The sequence below is a fragment of the Catenulispora yoronensis genome (assembly GCF_039531695.1).
Taxonomy (GTDB): domain Bacteria; phylum Actinomycetota; class Actinomycetes; order Streptomycetales; family Catenulisporaceae; genus Catenulispora; species Catenulispora yoronensis.
In genome coordinates this window covers 1-14,577 of record NZ_BAAAQN010000002.1, presented here as the reverse complement: position 1 = coordinate 14,577, position 14,577 = coordinate 1, and the positions used below count along the sequence as shown (strand labels likewise).

Sequence of the window (14,577 nt, the reverse complement as noted above, 5' to 3'; positions counted from 1 at the left end):
GCCGGTCAGTCCCGCGTCGACATCGCGATGATCGAGGTCGACGAGGACATCGCCTTGGCTTCTTCGATGGCCTTGCGAAGCGGGTTGTTGTAGCGCTTTCCGCGGTGCGAGGCGTGCAGCAGGACGCAGGTCGCCGGCGCGATCACGGCGGCGAATCCGATCCAGGTCGCGGACCAGCCGATCCAGCCCGCCGTGAGGTACAGCCCGTCTTTCAGGAAGACAGGAACGGCAAGGGCTACGCCGAGCACAGCAAGAATCGCCAGCACTACGGCAATCCAGGAGTCCTCCAGACTCGTGCCGACGACGAGCACAGCCATCACCAACACACCCGGAGCGGAGGTGGCCAGTCCCGCAATGCCTCGCTCCACCCAACCGCCATGCTCTTTGGCGACATGCGCCTCGCGCCAGAAGCCGAGGGCCGACATGTAGAGCGCCATGACTCCCAGCACTATCCAGGCGTACGGTCCGCCACGCGGCTTCTTCAGCGTCGAAGTCGTTACCGCCGCCCATTCACCACGGGTGTGATGGGAGCCCATCAGCGCCAGCACTCGAAGACGATCCCGCCAATCCAGCGTCTCGACCATCTTGGCGTGCACCGGTTCGAGGCGGTAATAGCCCAGCAGCTCCTCTTCCAGTTTCTGCCCGGCCGGCGTCAGCGACGTCCGTCCCTCGGGCACGCTCAACGCCGCTTCTATTCGTGCGCTCGCCACCAGGTTGGCGGTCACCGCGCGGGCTCCCGCCCGGGTTTCCTTCAATACCGCGTCCGCGGCCTTGGCCACCGACTCCGGGGCGTCCGCCAGACTCGGATACTGCCGACCGACGACGACCGAGGCCAGGACGAACCGGAAGTCCAACTGTTCCGCGTCGGCGGGAATCTCGGTGGGATCACTGGCATTGACGAGCCTGTAGATCCTTCCCACGACTGCCGCCAGCACCTCGGAGCCACCACTGAACCGCTCCCAGACCCATAGGGTCGAGGCAGACGGAAGGCCCGAGAACGAACAGCGCGCCATGGTCTCCGACGCCACCGGGTCGTCCAGCCGCTCGGCCAGCCGCCACGCGGCACGCACCGCCGCCTCGTCGCTCCCGGCCAGCACCTCCACCAGCGCCTCCACCAGCGCCTCGATCGCGGACGGCGTGCCGATCATGGCGAGATCGTCCACCGCGGCCGCGCCGCCCTCGCGGGCAAAGGCCCGTAGCGAGGGAACCGCGAGATCACCCATCCAGGTCAGCACCGTCCGGGCCCGGGCATCACCGGACGCCGACTTCGCCGCGAGGAACTTCGCCGCGGACTCGTGCCCTGTCGCGCCGAGTGCCTGCATGGCGGGCCATTCATGGCGGGGATCCCGCGCCAGTTCGAAAAGTCTCTCCCGGATCAAGGCACTGCGCGGCCCGCTGCCCGCGGCGGCGTTGCCGAAGGTCTGGACCGCCTTGGCCCGGTCCAGGACGTCCCGCTCGTCGGTCAGCCGCTTCTCCAGCCGGTCGACCGCCTCCACCACGATGGACTCGGCCACGCGGGTGGTGACCGACGCGCACTCCAGCGCCATCGTGTGCGCGTCCGCCGAGTCGCTGTCCAGCAGGTGCCTGATCAGCGGCGTGGCGTCGCGATCCGCCCGTCCGCACCACAGCTTGACCGTCTCACGCCAGGCGTTCGGGTCCCGCTCGTACCGTTCGAGCAGCCCGTCCCGGTCGTCCCGCAGCTCCACCGCCGCGAGGTACTCCTGGAACGTCAGGTGCCGGAAGAAGTAGCTCGGCGCCACCCCGCCGCTGCTCGCCAGCAGCTCACTGCGATCCACGATCTCCCTGAGCAGCGGCTCGGCGTCGCTCTGGTCCAGGTCGATCGAAGCCGCGATGGTCCTGATGTGCTCCAGAGCCTGGGCGTGGGAGATGTTCAGCCGGTCCTCGTCCGTCCCGGCGCGCTCCTGAAGGATCAGCGCGATCCCGCGCAGCACCACGAGCTTCTTGTTCGCGGCGAAGTTCGAACGACCGCGGTTGAGCGTGTCGTCCCGCCGCACGAGATTCTCGATCGCGGTGTCGTAGAACTCCGCGCGCGAGGTCGGCAGCATGATGCCCATCGACGTCATCCAGGCCATCATCGACAACAACAGCGGGCTGCGGGCCAGCCGCTTGAGCGTGGGATTGGTCCCCAGCGTCCGATACAGGCGCTCCTGCGAGGCCGAGTCGAGATCGGACAAGCGGTAGAGCAGCCGGCGGATCGTGGCGTCGTCCAGCTCGGCGACCCGGACGACCGTGGGGAAGCCCAGGTCGTCCCGGTAGAGCGAGGAGCGGCACGTCACCACGACCTGGCAGTCGGGATATCGCTCGGCGAAGGCGGTCAGATGCCGCACCACATCGGCGAAGCGATCGGCCGTGACCTCGTCGAGGCCGTCGAACAGCACACTGATCCGGCCGTCCGCCAAGGCCGCCGGGACGAAGTCCGCCGCGCCCGCGAACCGGTGCGCCTCCAGGAACATCCGGATCTGCTCGGCCAGATCGACGGCGTCGGCCGGGACGGCGTTGAGCCGCCGCAGCTCGATCAGCACCGGGACCTTGCTCCGCCGGTCGGTGCGGCTGTCGGCCCACTCCAGCAGCGAATGCTTGAGCAGCATCGACTTGCCGGCTCCGGCCTCGCCGGTCACCACGCTGCGGCGTTCTTCGCGGACGGCTTCGTAGAGGTCTTCGCGCTTGTCGGCCACCTGCCGCGCCAGCGGTACGTAGACGTCCTGGACGTTGATCGGCTCGGTCCCGAAGCCGAGTGCGTGCTCGCGGGCGTACTCCCGTACCGAACGCTGGTACCGGCGGATGCGGCGCAGCGTCCGGGACCGCGCCAGAGCGAGCAGGTCGGCGGCGAGCTCCATCAAGCTGCCCCGGAGCAGCAGCGACGATGCGATGAGCGGACTGGCCCACCGGATGATAAGAGAAGAGACGACCAAGACAAGAAGGACACCCGTGGCGATCCCGACGAACAGGCCGCTCAAAGATCTGGATGCCTCGCTCGACGTGGCCACCGTCTGCGCCACCGCGACCTGCCGCGACACCACGCCCCACCCCTTCTCCACCAGGACCCCCGCCCGACCCGGCATCTCCGCCCCCTGAATCAGCGTCGGGGAATCGCAGCGTACCGGCTGATCACACACCGTGTCCGTCGAACAGGGGGCGAACACCGATCCGCGGCCGGGCCGCCTCCCGTCCGCCGCCCGCGCGCCCGGGCCCGCCCCGGCCCACCGATCCCTCATTCGGATGGATCGGCCCGCGCCGCTCCCGTGGCGGGCCCGGATCCAGGTCCACACTGGGGTTTCGCGCCCGTACCCTCCGAAAGGCCGCCATGAAGTCACCGGTCATGCCCGCGATCGAGGAGCTGCTGCACGCGGCGTTCGACGCCGCGCCGCTGCCGGCGGTGCTCGCCGACGGCCCGGAACACCTGCTGGTGGCCGCCAACGACGCCTGCGTGGCCGAGTTCGGGACCGTGGCGCTGCGGCTGCCGGTCGCGCGGGCGCTGCCGGAGCTGGCCGGGACCGGCCTGGCCGCGGCGCTGGACCAGGTCTACGACACCGGGCGGCCGGTGCTGCTGGAGGAGCGGCTGGTGCGGCTGCGGGGCGCCGACCGCTACTTCTCGATCGTGTGCGTGCCGGCCCGGGGCGGGGTCGCGGTGTTCTGCCGGGACGAGACCGAGCGGGTGCGGCGGGACGAGGCGCTGGCCGAGGAGGAGGCCCGGAACCGGAACATGGCGGTGGCGCTCCAGCGCTCGCTGCTGCCGCAGCGGATCGTGCAGCCCGACGAGATCCGGCTGGCCGCCTGCTACCTGCCTGCGCTGGTGCGGTACGAGGACTCCGCGCTCGACGACGAGCCGGTGCTGGAGGTCGGCGGCGACTGGTACGACGCCATCCCGCTGGGCGCCGGGCGCACCGCGCTGGTGGTGGGCGGCGTGACGCCGGAGGCCGGCGGCGTCGGGGTGCGGGCGGCGGCGGTGATGGGCCGGCTGCGGGCGGCGGTGCGCGCCTACGCCTCGCAGAACCTGCCGCCCGGCGAGGTGATGTACCACCTGGACCGGCACGCCCTGGAGTTCGACGGCGAGCGCACCGGCGCGGCGGTCGCCACCCTGGTCTACGCGGTCCACGACGCCGACACCGGCGCGCTGACCTACGCCAACGCCGGGCACCTGCCGCCGCTGCTGCGGCTGCCCGACGGCTACGTGGTGACCCTGGAGGGCGCCTCCGGCCCCTCGCTCGGCACCGGCGACTGGACCTGGCAGGAGGCCGCGGTGGCGGTGCCGCCGGGGTCGTATCTGGCCTTTTACACCCAGGGCCTGCTGGAGCGCGGAACCGGCGATCTGCGGCGGGTGTTCGCGCGGGCCCCGGAGGAGGAGCCGCCGCGGCCCGGCGCCGGACCGGTGGACCTGGTCCGGGACCACATCCTGGCCTCCATCGACCCGCTGTCGGTCTCCAGCGGCGGCCTGGACCCGGCCGGCGCGGTGCGGACCGACGACGTGGCGCTGCTGGTGGCGCACGCCCCGGTGTGGACCGGCGGGCGCGCCGCGCTGTTCCGCTCGGCCTCGATCGAGCTGGTCGGCGGTCCGGAGATCGCCGCGCACGCCCGCAGCTACACCGCCGGCGTGCTGACCACCTGGGGCCTGGCCGAGGACCTCACCGACACCGCGGTGCTGGCGGTCAGCGAGCTGGTCGCGAACGCCGTCACCCACGGCACCGCGCCGGTGGTGCTGCGGCTGCGCCGCACCGACCGCCGGCTGATCATCGACGTCGCCGACCAGTCCGACCATCTGCCCCGGCGCCGCCTGGCCCGGGAGACCGACGAGGACGGCCGGGGCATCAGCATCATCGTGGCGGTGGCGGCGGCCTGGGGCGCCCGGCCGCTGCCGGAGGGCAAGTCGGTGTGGTGCGAGTTCGAGTTCTGAGGAGATCACGGCCGCGTCGGTGAACGGTTGCCGATCCGAGCCCGATCCGACACCTCGTCCGGGGTGTCGGAAGCCGTCGGGGTGGGGCAGGAAGAGTGTCATGACCGTGATCAGGGAACGGACACCCCACTACGACGGCCTGGCCGAATGGTACGACCAGCACAACGCCGAGACCGCGGCGGCCGGCCACGGCCCGCTGCTGGAGCTGCTCGGCCCGGGCCGCGGCCTGTGCCTGGATCTGGGCTGCGGCACCGGCCAGAACCTGGCGGCGCTGCGCGCCTCCGGCCGCACCGTCGTCGGCCTGGACTACTCGGCGGACCAGCTGCGCCTGGCCCGCCGCCGGACCGCGCCCGGCGAGGGCCTGGTCCGCTCGGACGCGGCGGCGCTGCCGTTCCGCGACGGGGTCTTCGACGCCGTCGCGACGCTGTGGCTGTCCACCGACGTCGACGAGTTCGCCGCCGTCGTGCGCGAGGCGGCCCGGGTGCTGCGCCCCGGCGGAGCCCTGATCCACTACGGCGTCCACCCCTGCTTCAACGGCCCGCACACCGAGGTCGCCGACGACGGCTCCCGCGTCATCCATCCGACCTATCGCGCGGCGGGCTGGGCCCGGCGCGAGCCGTGGTGGCGCGAACCCGGCGTGCGCAGCCGGCTCGGCGTGCGGCACCTTCCGCTGGCCGAGCTCCTCAACGCCTTCGCCGAGGCCGGGCTGGCGATCACCCGCGCGCTGGAGCCGCGCACCGAGCCGGTGCCGTGGGTCCTGGCACTGCGCGGCGAGAAGGTCTGACACACCCGTTCGCGACGGTCCCGCCCCAGCTCGGTTCCTCCTGAAAAGACGCCCTGCCGCCGCACCCCGATCGAGCGATACCATGGGGATTCGGGGTTGTTGGCTGTCGCCGGTTCGCGACTGCCGGGGGATGCGTCGGATCAGGAGCTAACGGATGATTGTGGCGGGCGCTGTCGCCTGGCCGGTGCGCACCACATGGTGGGCGCGGCGGCGCCGCGCGGCCGTCGGCCCCGCCGCGGGGACCGGGGTCGCGGGCGTGATGGCCGCACTGCGGGAGGCGTTGAACACTCCCGAGGCCGAGGACACCGCCGGCGATCTGAGCGCCAGCGGGAACCACGCGCTGTCGATGATCGGCGGGAGCACCGCGCCGCGCGGCCATCGGGCCTTGCAGCCCGGCGCGGGACCGTCGCTGGCAGACCTCTACTACGCGCACCGGCTCTCGCTGGTGCGGCTGGCCATCCTGCTGGTCGACGACCAGGCCTCGGCCGAGGACGTGGTGCAGGACTCGTTCACCGGGCTGTGGCGCCGCTACGGCGACGACCTGACCGGCATGGAGAACCCGCTGGGCTACCTGCGCACCGCGGTGGTGAACAACGCGCGGTCGGTGCTGCGCCGGCGCAAGACCGCCCGCGGCTACACGCCGCCGCACGTGCCGGACGCCGCGAGCGCCGAGTCGGTGGCGATGCTGTCCGAGGAGCACCGCGAGGTGCTAGTGGCGATCCAGCAGCTGCCGCCGCGACAGCGCGAGGTGCTGGTGCTGCGGTACTGGTCCGACTTGTCGGAGGCGGACATCGCGGACGCGCTGGGGATCAGCCGCGGGACGGTGAAGTCCACGGCGAGCCGGGGCTTGGAAGCGTTGTCCAAGATCCTCAAGGGCTGACAGCGCGCTGGCGCGCGCTGGGCGCGGTTCGCCATACCTGAGTCGGTGTGTTGAGTTTGTCGGTCGGCCGCCTGGTTGTGGCTGGCCGGCGGTTGTCGCTCCCTGTCGCCGTGTCGCCGTGTCCGTGGGCACGATGTCGCCCGCCCTCACTCGCACGAGTGAATCAGGGTCACGGTTTACCGCATTGTGCCCGGTGACTCCCGCCACGCTATTGAGTTCTGTGTTGAATTAGAGCACGCTGCACTGCTACGCCCACCGTTTCTGATGACTCGTCAGGTGGTAGCACTCGATGACCTGCGCGCACTCGTTCCACCTCCGTACTCGACACCGCCGAACAGCCGCGGCGATCGTGGTCGCGGCTCTGTCGCTGTCCATGGGCGCTTGCGGCGCGCGTCTGTCGGCCGACCAGAAGTCCGCGGCCATCGCCTACGGCCAAGGACACGGCGGCGCCAATGGCGCTAACGGTGCCCAGAACGCCGACGGTTCGCAGATCTCTGGCGCCGACGGCGGCGCGAGCGGCGGAACCGGGGGTGTCACCGGCGGGAACGCTGCCAACAGCGCCGGCGGGACCAGCGCCGGGGGCACGACGGGCGGCGTCACCGGCGGTGCGTCCGGAGGTACCACTGGCGGATCCACGGGAGGCACCGGGGGGACTACGGGAGGGACCACCGGCGGGAAGACATCGGGCGGCACCACCGGCGGCAGCACCGGGGGAAAGACTTCGGGCGGCACGACCGGGGGAAAGACTTCGGGCGGCACGACCGGGGGTTCGACTGGGGGTTCGACCGGGGGTTCGACTGCCGGATCGACCGGCGGCAGCAGCGGCGGCCCCGCGGGTCCGGGCTCGGACACCTGCACCGGCACCGCCAGCGGCAGCACCGCCCCGGGCGTCACCGCGACCAGCATCAGCCTGGGCAACGCCAGCGACCTGTCCGGTCCGATCGGCGGCCTGTTCAGCTCGGCCGCGCAGGCGGTGCAGGCCTATGCGGCCTACTTCAACGCCACGCATCCCAATGGCATCTGCGGCCGCAAGCTCAGCGTCCACTCCTATGATTCGCAGACCTCGGACAGCGGCGACAACCAGCAGACACTCACCGCCTGCCAGGCCGACTTCGCGCTGGTCGGCTCGGTGTCGGCCTTCGACTCCGGCGGGGCGGCGTCGGCGGCGCAGTGCGGCATCCCGGACCTGCGCGCGGTGAGCACCACGCGGGCCCGGCAGACGTGCGCGGTGTGCTTCGGCACCGACTCCCAGCAGCTGCCGCTGGTGCCGCAGGTGCAGCCGGACTTCTGGAACAAGCAGATCCCGGGCGCCGGGACGAAGGCGGCGTTCGTCTACGTCGACACCGGCACCACGGCCCAGCAGGCCAAGTCCTGGGAACAGGCCTATGCCAAGGACGGCTTCACCTGGGTGCTGAACCAGCCGATCGGCATCTCGGAGTCGAACTACACGCCGTACGTCGTGAAGATGCAGCAGGCCGGTGTGCAGTACGTGCAGTTCCTCGGCGCGTTCCAGGAGGCCGCGACGCTGGCGCAGGCCATGCAGCAGCAGGGTTTCGTGCCGAAGGCGTTCGTGCTGGACCCGACCGGCTACGACCCGAACTACGTGCAGCAGGCCGGGGCGGCGGCGGACAAGACGTACGTGTTCAGCAACGCGGCGATGTTCGAGGAAGCCGGTTCGAACCCTGAGTTGCAGCTCTACACGAAGTGGCTGAAGCAGGTGGCGCCGGGCGCGGCGCCGACCTACTTCGGGATGTTCGCCTGGTCCTCGGCGGAGCTGTTCACCCGGCTGGCGAACCAGATCGGACCGAACCTGACCCGGCAGGCGATGGTGGACGCTCTGAGGAACGTCCACAACTACACCGGCAACGGCATGTTCGCGCCGCAGGACGTGGGCGGGAAGACGACCTCGCCGTGCGCGCTGTTCATGCAGCTGAACGGGACGGCGTGGAAGCGGGTCGCGCCGGGGTCGGGCTGGTCCTGCGGGAAGCTCATCGATTCCGGCGTGAACTGAGGACGGGGACGGACGGGGACGGACAAGGACGGACGAGGACGAGGACGAGGACGGACGAGGCGGTCGCCATGAACATCTTCCTCACGTACACGGTCCTGGGGTTCGTGATCGGCGCCTCGTACGCCATCGCCGCCTCAGGGCTCGTACTTACCTACGCGACCACGCGCATCTTCAACGTCGCGCACGGCGCCACGGCGATGGTCATGGCGTTCACGTACTGGGAGCTGGCCTACAACCAGGGCCTGTCCAACTGGCTGTCGGTGCTGATCGTGGTGTTCGTGGTGGCGCCGCTGTTCGGCGCGCTGCTGGAGCGCTGGGTGATCCGGCGGGTCGCGGAGGCCGGCGTCGGGGTGACGCTGGTGGTCACCTGTGCGGTGCTGGTCGGGCTGATCGGCGCCGCCGAGAAGATCTGGCCGCCGGGCGTGCACCAGTTGACGATGTTCTTCCCCGGGCACGGCGTGACCGTCGGCAAGGTGCACGTGATGGGGAACGATCTGCTGACGATCGGGCTGGCGGTCGTGGTGGGGGCGGTGCTGTACGGGTTCCTGACGTTCACCCGCACCGGTGTGGCGATGCGCGCGGCGGTCGACGACAGGGAGCTGCTGGCCCTGCACGGCGGCCGGCCGAATCTGATGGCGTCGCTCGCGTGGGCGATGGGGTCGGCGCTGGCAGCGCTGGCCGGGATCCTCATCGTGTCGGCGCAGCCCACGCAGCTGAACTACGTCTCGCTGACGTTGCTGGTGGTGAACTCCTACGCGGCGGCGATGGCGGGGCGGCTGACGAGCCTGCCGCGGACGTTCGCGGGGTCGGTGGTGCTGGGGCTGCTGAACGCTTATGCCTCGGGGTATTTGTGGACCGGTCCGGGGTGGACCGGGTTCCGTGAGGCGATACCGGCGATCTTCTTGCTGTTGATGCTGTTGCTGATGCCGCAGGCGCGGTTGCGGGTCGGGCGGTTGGCGGGTGTGCCGGGGGTGCGGACGCCGGAGCTGCGGCGGGTGGGGATCGCGGCGGTGGGGCTGTTGGGGGCGGTGCTGGTCGGGAACGCGGTGCTGAGCGCGGTGAACGTGAATCGGATGGCGTTGGGGTTGTGCTTCGCGATTCTGGCGCTGTCGTTGGTGCCGTTGACCGGGTTCAGCGGGTATGTGTCGCTGGCGCAGTTCAGCTTCTTCGGCGTCGGGGCGTTGACGGTGGCGAAGACGCATTCGTCGGCGCCGACGGCGGTGCTGTTGGGGGCGGTGCTGGCGGCGGCGGCCGGGGTGGTGGTGGCGTTGCCCTCGCTGCGATTGCAGGGGTTGTACCTGGCACTTTCGACGATTGCGTTCGCGCAGATCATGGATTCGATGGTGTTTCAGAACCCGTCGTTGGGCGGGTTCGGGGGGTCGTTGCGGACGGTGCGGCTGGAGGTGTTCGGGGTGCGGTTCACGTCGGACAGGGCTTATGCGGTGTTGGCGGCGGTGGTGTTCTGCGTGATCGGGGCGGTGGTGATCGGGGTGCGGAGGGGGAGGTATGGGAGGGTTCTGATCGCGTTGCGGGATTCGCCGGCGGCTTGTGCGACGTTGGGGTTGAATCCGCGGGGGGCGCGGGTGGCGGTTTTCGCGGGGTCGGCGGGGATCGCGGGGGTGGGGGGTGGGTTGTATGCGGGGTTGGAGAATCAGGTGGGGAGTACGAATTTTCAGTTTTTCAATAGTTTGCCGTTGTTGTTGATTGTGATGTGTGCTGGGGTGACGTCGGTGAGTGGGGCGTTGCTTGGGGGGATGTTGTTGATGGCTTTGAATAGTTTTCCGGGTGTGCAGGGGTATTTGTTTTTGGTGTTGGCGGGGGCGGCTGTGGGGTTGGGGAGGGAGCCTAATGGCATTGTGGGGTGGGGTTTTGAGGTGTGGGGGCGGGTGCGGGGGCACCGGCGGGGGCGGGGGCTTAGATGGGCCCGAGTAGCTGCGGAGGCTGAAGCATGACGCGCCTGGAGGTTCAGGATGTGACAGTGCGGTTCGGCGGGGTTACTGCGGTGAATGAGGCCACGATCTCGGCGGATGGCGGTCAGATCACGGCGTTGATCGGGCCGAATGGGGCGGGGAAGACGACGTTGTTCAACGTCATTACCGGGTTGCAGCGGCCGACGGCTGGGCGAGTGTTTTTGAATGGGAATGACATCACGCATACACCGACTCATCGAAGGGCGCGGGTTGGGGTTGCGCGGACGTTTCAGCGGTTGGAGGCGTTTGGGTCGCTGACGGTGGAGGAGAACGTTCGGGTTGCGGCTGATGCGGTGCGGAAGAAGGCTGGGAAGACCGTTCGGGGGCGGCAGCGTGATTCTGCGGCGGTTACCAGGGAGCTGATACGGAAGATCGGGCTGGAGCCGTATGCCGAGGTGAGGGCTGATGCGGTGCCGACCGGGGTCGCGAGGTTGGTGGAGTTGGCGCGGGCGTTGGCGATTGATCCGGCGTTGCTGTTGTTGGACGAGCCTTCGTCGGGGTTGTCGGAGGCGGAGACTGAGGCTTTTGGGGAGTTGTTGAGGGAGTTGGCCGGGCAGGGGCGGGCGGTGGTGATTGTGGAGCATGATATGGCGCTGATCATGCGGGTTTCGGATCGGATTCATGTGTTGGATCGGGGGGTGGTTATTGCTTCGGGGACGCCGGGGGTGGTGCAGACGGATCCGGTGGTGCGGAGGGCTTATTTGGGGGACGGGGATGGGGATGGGGGCCGGGACGGGGATGACCATCAGGATTTTGATGCAGATGTAGCCGTCGTGAAGCCCGAGCCGCTGCTGCCGGCGAATGAGGGGGGCTGGTTTTGATGGCGGCGATTCTTGAGTTGCAGGACGTGCATGCGGCCTATGGGCGGATCGAGGTGCTGCACGGCGTTGACCTGACAGTGCCGAGGGGTGCGGTCGTCGCGTTGCTGGGGCCGAACGGGGCCGGGAAGTCGACGTTGATGAAGGTGTGCTCGGGGCGGATGCGGGCGACGTCGGGGCATGTGCATCTGGGCGGGTCGCACGTCAACGGGGCGGCGCCCGACGCTTTGGCGCGGGCGGGGCTGTGCATGATCCCCGAGGGGCGAGGGGTCTTTCCGAATCTGACGGTCGCGGAGAATCTGCGGCTGTCGGGGTTGGCGGGGCAGGCGACGACGGCGCAGATCTACGAGACGGCTTTCACTCGGTTTCCCCGGTTGGCGGAGCGATACGACCAGTTGGCGGGGTCGATGTCGGGTGGGGAGCAGCAGATGCTCGCGATGGCGAGGGCTTTGGTGACGAATCCGGCGGTGCTGCTGGTCGACGAGTTGTCGATGGGGCTGGCGCCGTTGATCGTGCGGGAACTGTATGAAGTGCTGGCGCAGATTGCGGAGCAGGGAGTGACGGTGGTCGCGGTGGAGCAGTTCGCTGATATGGCTTTGGCGGTGGCGGATTTCGCGGCCGTTATGACGCATGGGAGGGTTGTTGCTTTTGATGAGCCGGGGGTGGTGCGGAGGGATTTGGCGGAGCTGTATTTGGGCGGAGATTTGGGCGGGGATTTGGGCGGGGATTTGGGCCGGGCGATGCCGGTATGAGGGCGGGGAGGGGTGGGGTGGTGGCGGGGGCTCTAGCCTTGGTTGCGTTGGGGGCGCCGGTGCCGGTGGGGGCGGCGTCGGTGGAGCCGGGGGCGGCGGTGGCGGTCGCGGGGGCGGCGGGGCCGAGTGGGTTGGGTGGGTGGACGCTGTCGGCTTCCGCGGCGCCGTTCACCATGGAGATTTATGACCCGAAGATCCCGATTCCGGCCATGCCGGGCAAGCCGAATCTTGAGTTCGACTTCAGCTACACGCGGGCCTCGTTCGGGTCTGGGCCGACCGGAGCTTCGACGGCGAGTTGGCTGTGGCCCGGGGATGCGATCGCGTTCGGGTTGGGGCAGTTTTTGAATGATCCGAATGTGAAGTATCCGGTTCTGACGAACGTCCAATTCCCGGGGCAGACGCCGGATGCGACGATGCAGCCGATTCCGGGGTCGTATATGCAGTCGCACTCGGGGAGTGATGGGGCTAGGTCGGTTTCGACGTTTGGGTTGCCGTTGCCGGGGACCGGGCCGGGGGCGGGGCCAGCGACTGGGCCGGGGACGCCGACGTCGTCCGGAGCGCCGGGGGTCGGTGGCGGGTTGTTGGGTGGGGGCTTGTTGGGAGGTGTGCTGCCACAGCCGCAGTTGCCGGATCTGGGGACGATGGTGAAGTTCCTGACCGGGCAGGCGGCGTTGGTGGACGTGCAGGGTGAGCGGTCGGAGAGTTCGGCCACCGTGACCGGGAACAAGGCGGTCGCGACGGCGGAGTCGGATGCCGGGAAGGTGCTGATTCTGGGTGGGCTGATCGAGTTCGACGGGTTGAAGGTCACGTCGCAGAGCACGTCGGACGGGGCGAAGGGGGCGGCGACGGGGAATGTCGACTACGGGTCGATGTCGGTGGCCGGGGTGCCGTTCGGGGTTACGGCGAACGGGATTCAGACGCCGTTCGGGATGATCGCGCTGCCGCAGTTGCCGGATGCGATGAATCAGGTGCTGGCGCCGTTGGGGGTCACGGTGACGATGCCGGCGGCGAGTGATGTGTCGAAGGATACGGCTGGTGAGATGTTCAGCCATGGGATGCAGATCAGCATTGATACGGCGGTGTTGAAGAGGATGCTGCCGTTCACGCCGGTGTTGAAGCAGTTGATCGCGCAGGTGCCGGCGCAGGTGACGCAGCAGTTGCCGCCGCAGTTGAGTCAGGTTATTGGGATTCTGCCGGATTTGGCGCCGAGGGTTGTGGTGACGGTGGGGTCGGCGAAGTCGAAGGCTGATGCTTCGGGGGTTGTTGATGTTTCGGGGGGTGGGGGGACGACGGTTGGGAGTTCTTCCGGGGTGGCGGGGACTTCGGGGGCGGCGGGGACGACGGGGACGGCAGGGGCATCGGGGAGCACTGGGAGTGTCGGGAGTTCGGGGGGTAGCACGAGTGGTTCGGGGGTCAGTGGCGGCGTTTCCGGGAGCGCGGGGAGCGTCGGTGGTGGGACTACTAGTGCGGGAGGCAGCACTAGCGCTGTTGGGGGCAGCACTGTTGGGGACAGCACTGTTGGAGGCGTGAGCGGGGGTGCTGTGAGTGGGAGTGCGGGGGTGAGTGGAGGCACGAGCGGAGGCTTGGTGCCGAGTCCACCGATGCAGGCGAGTGCGGAGAAGGTGGGGCCGGCTGCTTTTGGGGGGCTGCCGGGGCAGTTGGTAGTGGGAGGTTTTGTGGCGGCTTGTGGGGTGGCTTGGGCGTTGCGGAAGTACAGCACTTTGTTGTTCGGGGGTGCGGGGGCCGGGTGTGAGTTGGGGCATGGGAGCGGGGTGCCGGATTTGCGGGAGGTCGATGGGGATTGAGTGAGGGGGTTTTAGTTGAGTTCGTGATTGGTTCGGCCGAGTTCGTGATTGGTTCGGACTGGCTGGCTGGCTGGCGAGCGAGGAGGATGGTGGATGAGTACTGCGAAGACATGGGCCACCCGTGTGGCTGCCGGGACTACGCGGCCGGGAATCGGTGTCGCGGCGAGGCCGAAGGTGCGAACCACTGAGTCGGAACGGCTGATGCAGCAAGGGCTTGGGCTGGCCGGCAGTCTGCTGATGCCGTTGGGGTTGGTCGCGATCGGGTTGGGGTGGTTCGGGGCGGCTCATACGCCGTATACGTTTGAGCAGGTTGCTTACCTGGTGTCGGGTGGGATTGGGGGGTTGGCGCTGACGACGTTGGGTGGGTTTTTGTTTTTTGGGTCGTGGCTTGCGCGGATTGCGCATCAGCAGCGGCAGCAGACTGAGTTGTTGGCTGGGGAGGTTGGGCGGTTGGCGGATGCGGTGTTGGGGTTGGGGGGCGGGGGTGACAGTCGAGACTGAGGGAAAGGCCAGTCAAGGTCAACTGCGCCTCCGGCGGCCCCTCCGGGGAGGGCCTCGCTCTGGAAAGAGTGGGGCCGGGCGGGTTGGCGCGGCCTTGGTCGGTGGTTCCGGTTTCGGTTCCGGCCTTTCCGTCGCATCGTCGCC

At 69.3% G+C, this 14,577-nt stretch carries 10 protein-coding genes; 9 read left to right on the top strand and 1 reads right to left on the bottom strand.

The window, feature by feature from the left end:
* Positions 1-5 precede the first annotated feature (5 nt).
* Entirely contained in the window at positions 6-3,083 is a 3,078-nt protein-coding gene (locus ABD481_RS01500; protein WP_344663633.1) for an NACHT domain-containing protein, read from the bottom strand.
* Positions 3,084-3,325: 242 nt separating this feature from the next.
* Here ABD481_RS01500 and ABD481_RS01495 point away from each other — a divergent pair, with 242 nt between their 5' ends.
* The 9 genes from ABD481_RS01495 to ABD481_RS01455 all read left to right on the top strand — a co-directional run bounded on the left by ABD481_RS01495 (position 3,326) and on the right by ABD481_RS01455 (position 14,433).
* The gene (locus ABD481_RS01495; protein WP_344663632.1) at positions 3,326-4,912 is read left to right on the top strand and encodes an ATP-binding SpoIIE family protein phosphatase; all 1,587 of its coding nucleotides are present in this window, start codon (positions 3,326-3,328) and stop codon (positions 4,910-4,912) included.
* Positions 4,913-5,012: 100 nt separating this feature from the next.
* Positions 5,013-5,696: a class I SAM-dependent methyltransferase gene (locus ABD481_RS01490; protein ID WP_344663631.1), complete on the top strand. Its 684-nt coding sequence runs from the start codon at positions 5,013-5,015 to the stop codon at positions 5,694-5,696.
* 346 nt (positions 5,697-6,042) lie between these two features.
* On the top strand, positions 6,043-6,576 hold the full coding sequence (locus ABD481_RS01485) for an RNA polymerase sigma factor (protein ID WP_344663911.1): 534 nt from the start codon (positions 6,043-6,045) through the stop codon (positions 6,574-6,576).
* Positions 6,577-6,865: 289 nt separating this feature from the next.
* Positions 6,866-8,587, top strand: coding sequence for an ABC transporter substrate-binding protein (locus ABD481_RS01480; protein ID WP_344663630.1), 1,722 nt, complete (start codon positions 6,866-6,868; stop codon positions 8,585-8,587).
* Between the two features lie 68 nt (positions 8,588-8,655).
* On the top strand, positions 8,656-10,539 hold the full coding sequence (locus ABD481_RS01475; protein ID WP_344663629.1) for an ABC transporter permease: 1,884 nt from the start codon (positions 8,656-8,658) through the stop codon (positions 10,537-10,539).
* Positions 10,536-11,378, top strand: a complete 843-nt coding sequence (locus tag ABD481_RS01470; protein WP_344663628.1) for an ABC transporter ATP-binding protein — start codon at positions 10,536-10,538, stop codon at positions 11,376-11,378. The genes ABD481_RS01475 and ABD481_RS01470 overlap by 4 nt, the downstream gene beginning before the upstream one ends.
* Positions 11,378-12,127, top strand: a complete 750-nt coding sequence (locus ABD481_RS01465) for an ABC transporter ATP-binding protein (RefSeq protein WP_344663627.1) — start codon at positions 11,378-11,380, stop codon at positions 12,125-12,127. Before ABD481_RS01470 ends, ABD481_RS01465 begins: the two co-directional genes overlap by 1 nt.
* A gap of 17 nt (positions 12,128-12,144) precedes the next feature.
* Complete coding sequence (locus tag ABD481_RS01460; RefSeq protein WP_344663626.1) at positions 12,145-13,932, top strand: choice-of-anchor P family protein; 1,788 nt, start codon at positions 12,145-12,147, stop codon at positions 13,930-13,932.
* A 93-nt stretch (positions 13,933-14,025) separates the two neighbouring features.
* Positions 14,026-14,433: a hypothetical protein gene (locus ABD481_RS01455; protein ID WP_344663625.1), complete on the top strand. Its 408-nt coding sequence runs from the start codon at positions 14,026-14,028 to the stop codon at positions 14,431-14,433.
* Positions 14,434-14,577: the final 144 nt, after the last annotated feature.

What these genes read in the sequence shown, in the direction of transcription:
- ABD481_RS01500 (WP_344663633.1), bottom strand. Translation starts at nt 3,083, where the DNA reads ATGCCGGGTCGGGCGGGGGTCCTGGTGGAGAAGGGGTGGGGCGTGGTG.
- ABD481_RS01495 (WP_344663632.1), top strand. Translation starts at nt 3,326, where the DNA reads ATGAAGTCACCGGTCATGCCCGCGATCGAGGAGCTGCTGCACGCGGCG.
- ABD481_RS01490 (WP_344663631.1), top strand. Translation starts at nt 5,013, where the DNA reads ATGACCGTGATCAGGGAACGGACACCCCACTACGACGGCCTGGCCGAA.
- ABD481_RS01485 (WP_344663911.1), top strand. Translation starts at nt 6,043, where the DNA reads ATGATCGGCGGGAGCACCGCGCCGCGCGGCCATCGGGCCTTGCAGCCC.
- ABD481_RS01480 (WP_344663630.1), top strand. Translation starts at nt 6,866, where the DNA reads ATGACCTGCGCGCACTCGTTCCACCTCCGTACTCGACACCGCCGAACA.
- ABD481_RS01475 (WP_344663629.1), top strand. Translation starts at nt 8,656, where the DNA reads ATGAACATCTTCCTCACGTACACGGTCCTGGGGTTCGTGATCGGCGCC.
- ABD481_RS01470 (WP_344663628.1), top strand. Translation starts at nt 10,536, where the DNA reads ATGACGCGCCTGGAGGTTCAGGATGTGACAGTGCGGTTCGGCGGGGTT.
- ABD481_RS01465 (WP_344663627.1), top strand. Translation starts at nt 11,378, where the DNA reads ATGGCGGCGATTCTTGAGTTGCAGGACGTGCATGCGGCCTATGGGCGG.
- ABD481_RS01455 (WP_344663625.1), top strand. Translation starts at nt 14,026, where the DNA reads ATGAGTACTGCGAAGACATGGGCCACCCGTGTGGCTGCCGGGACTACG.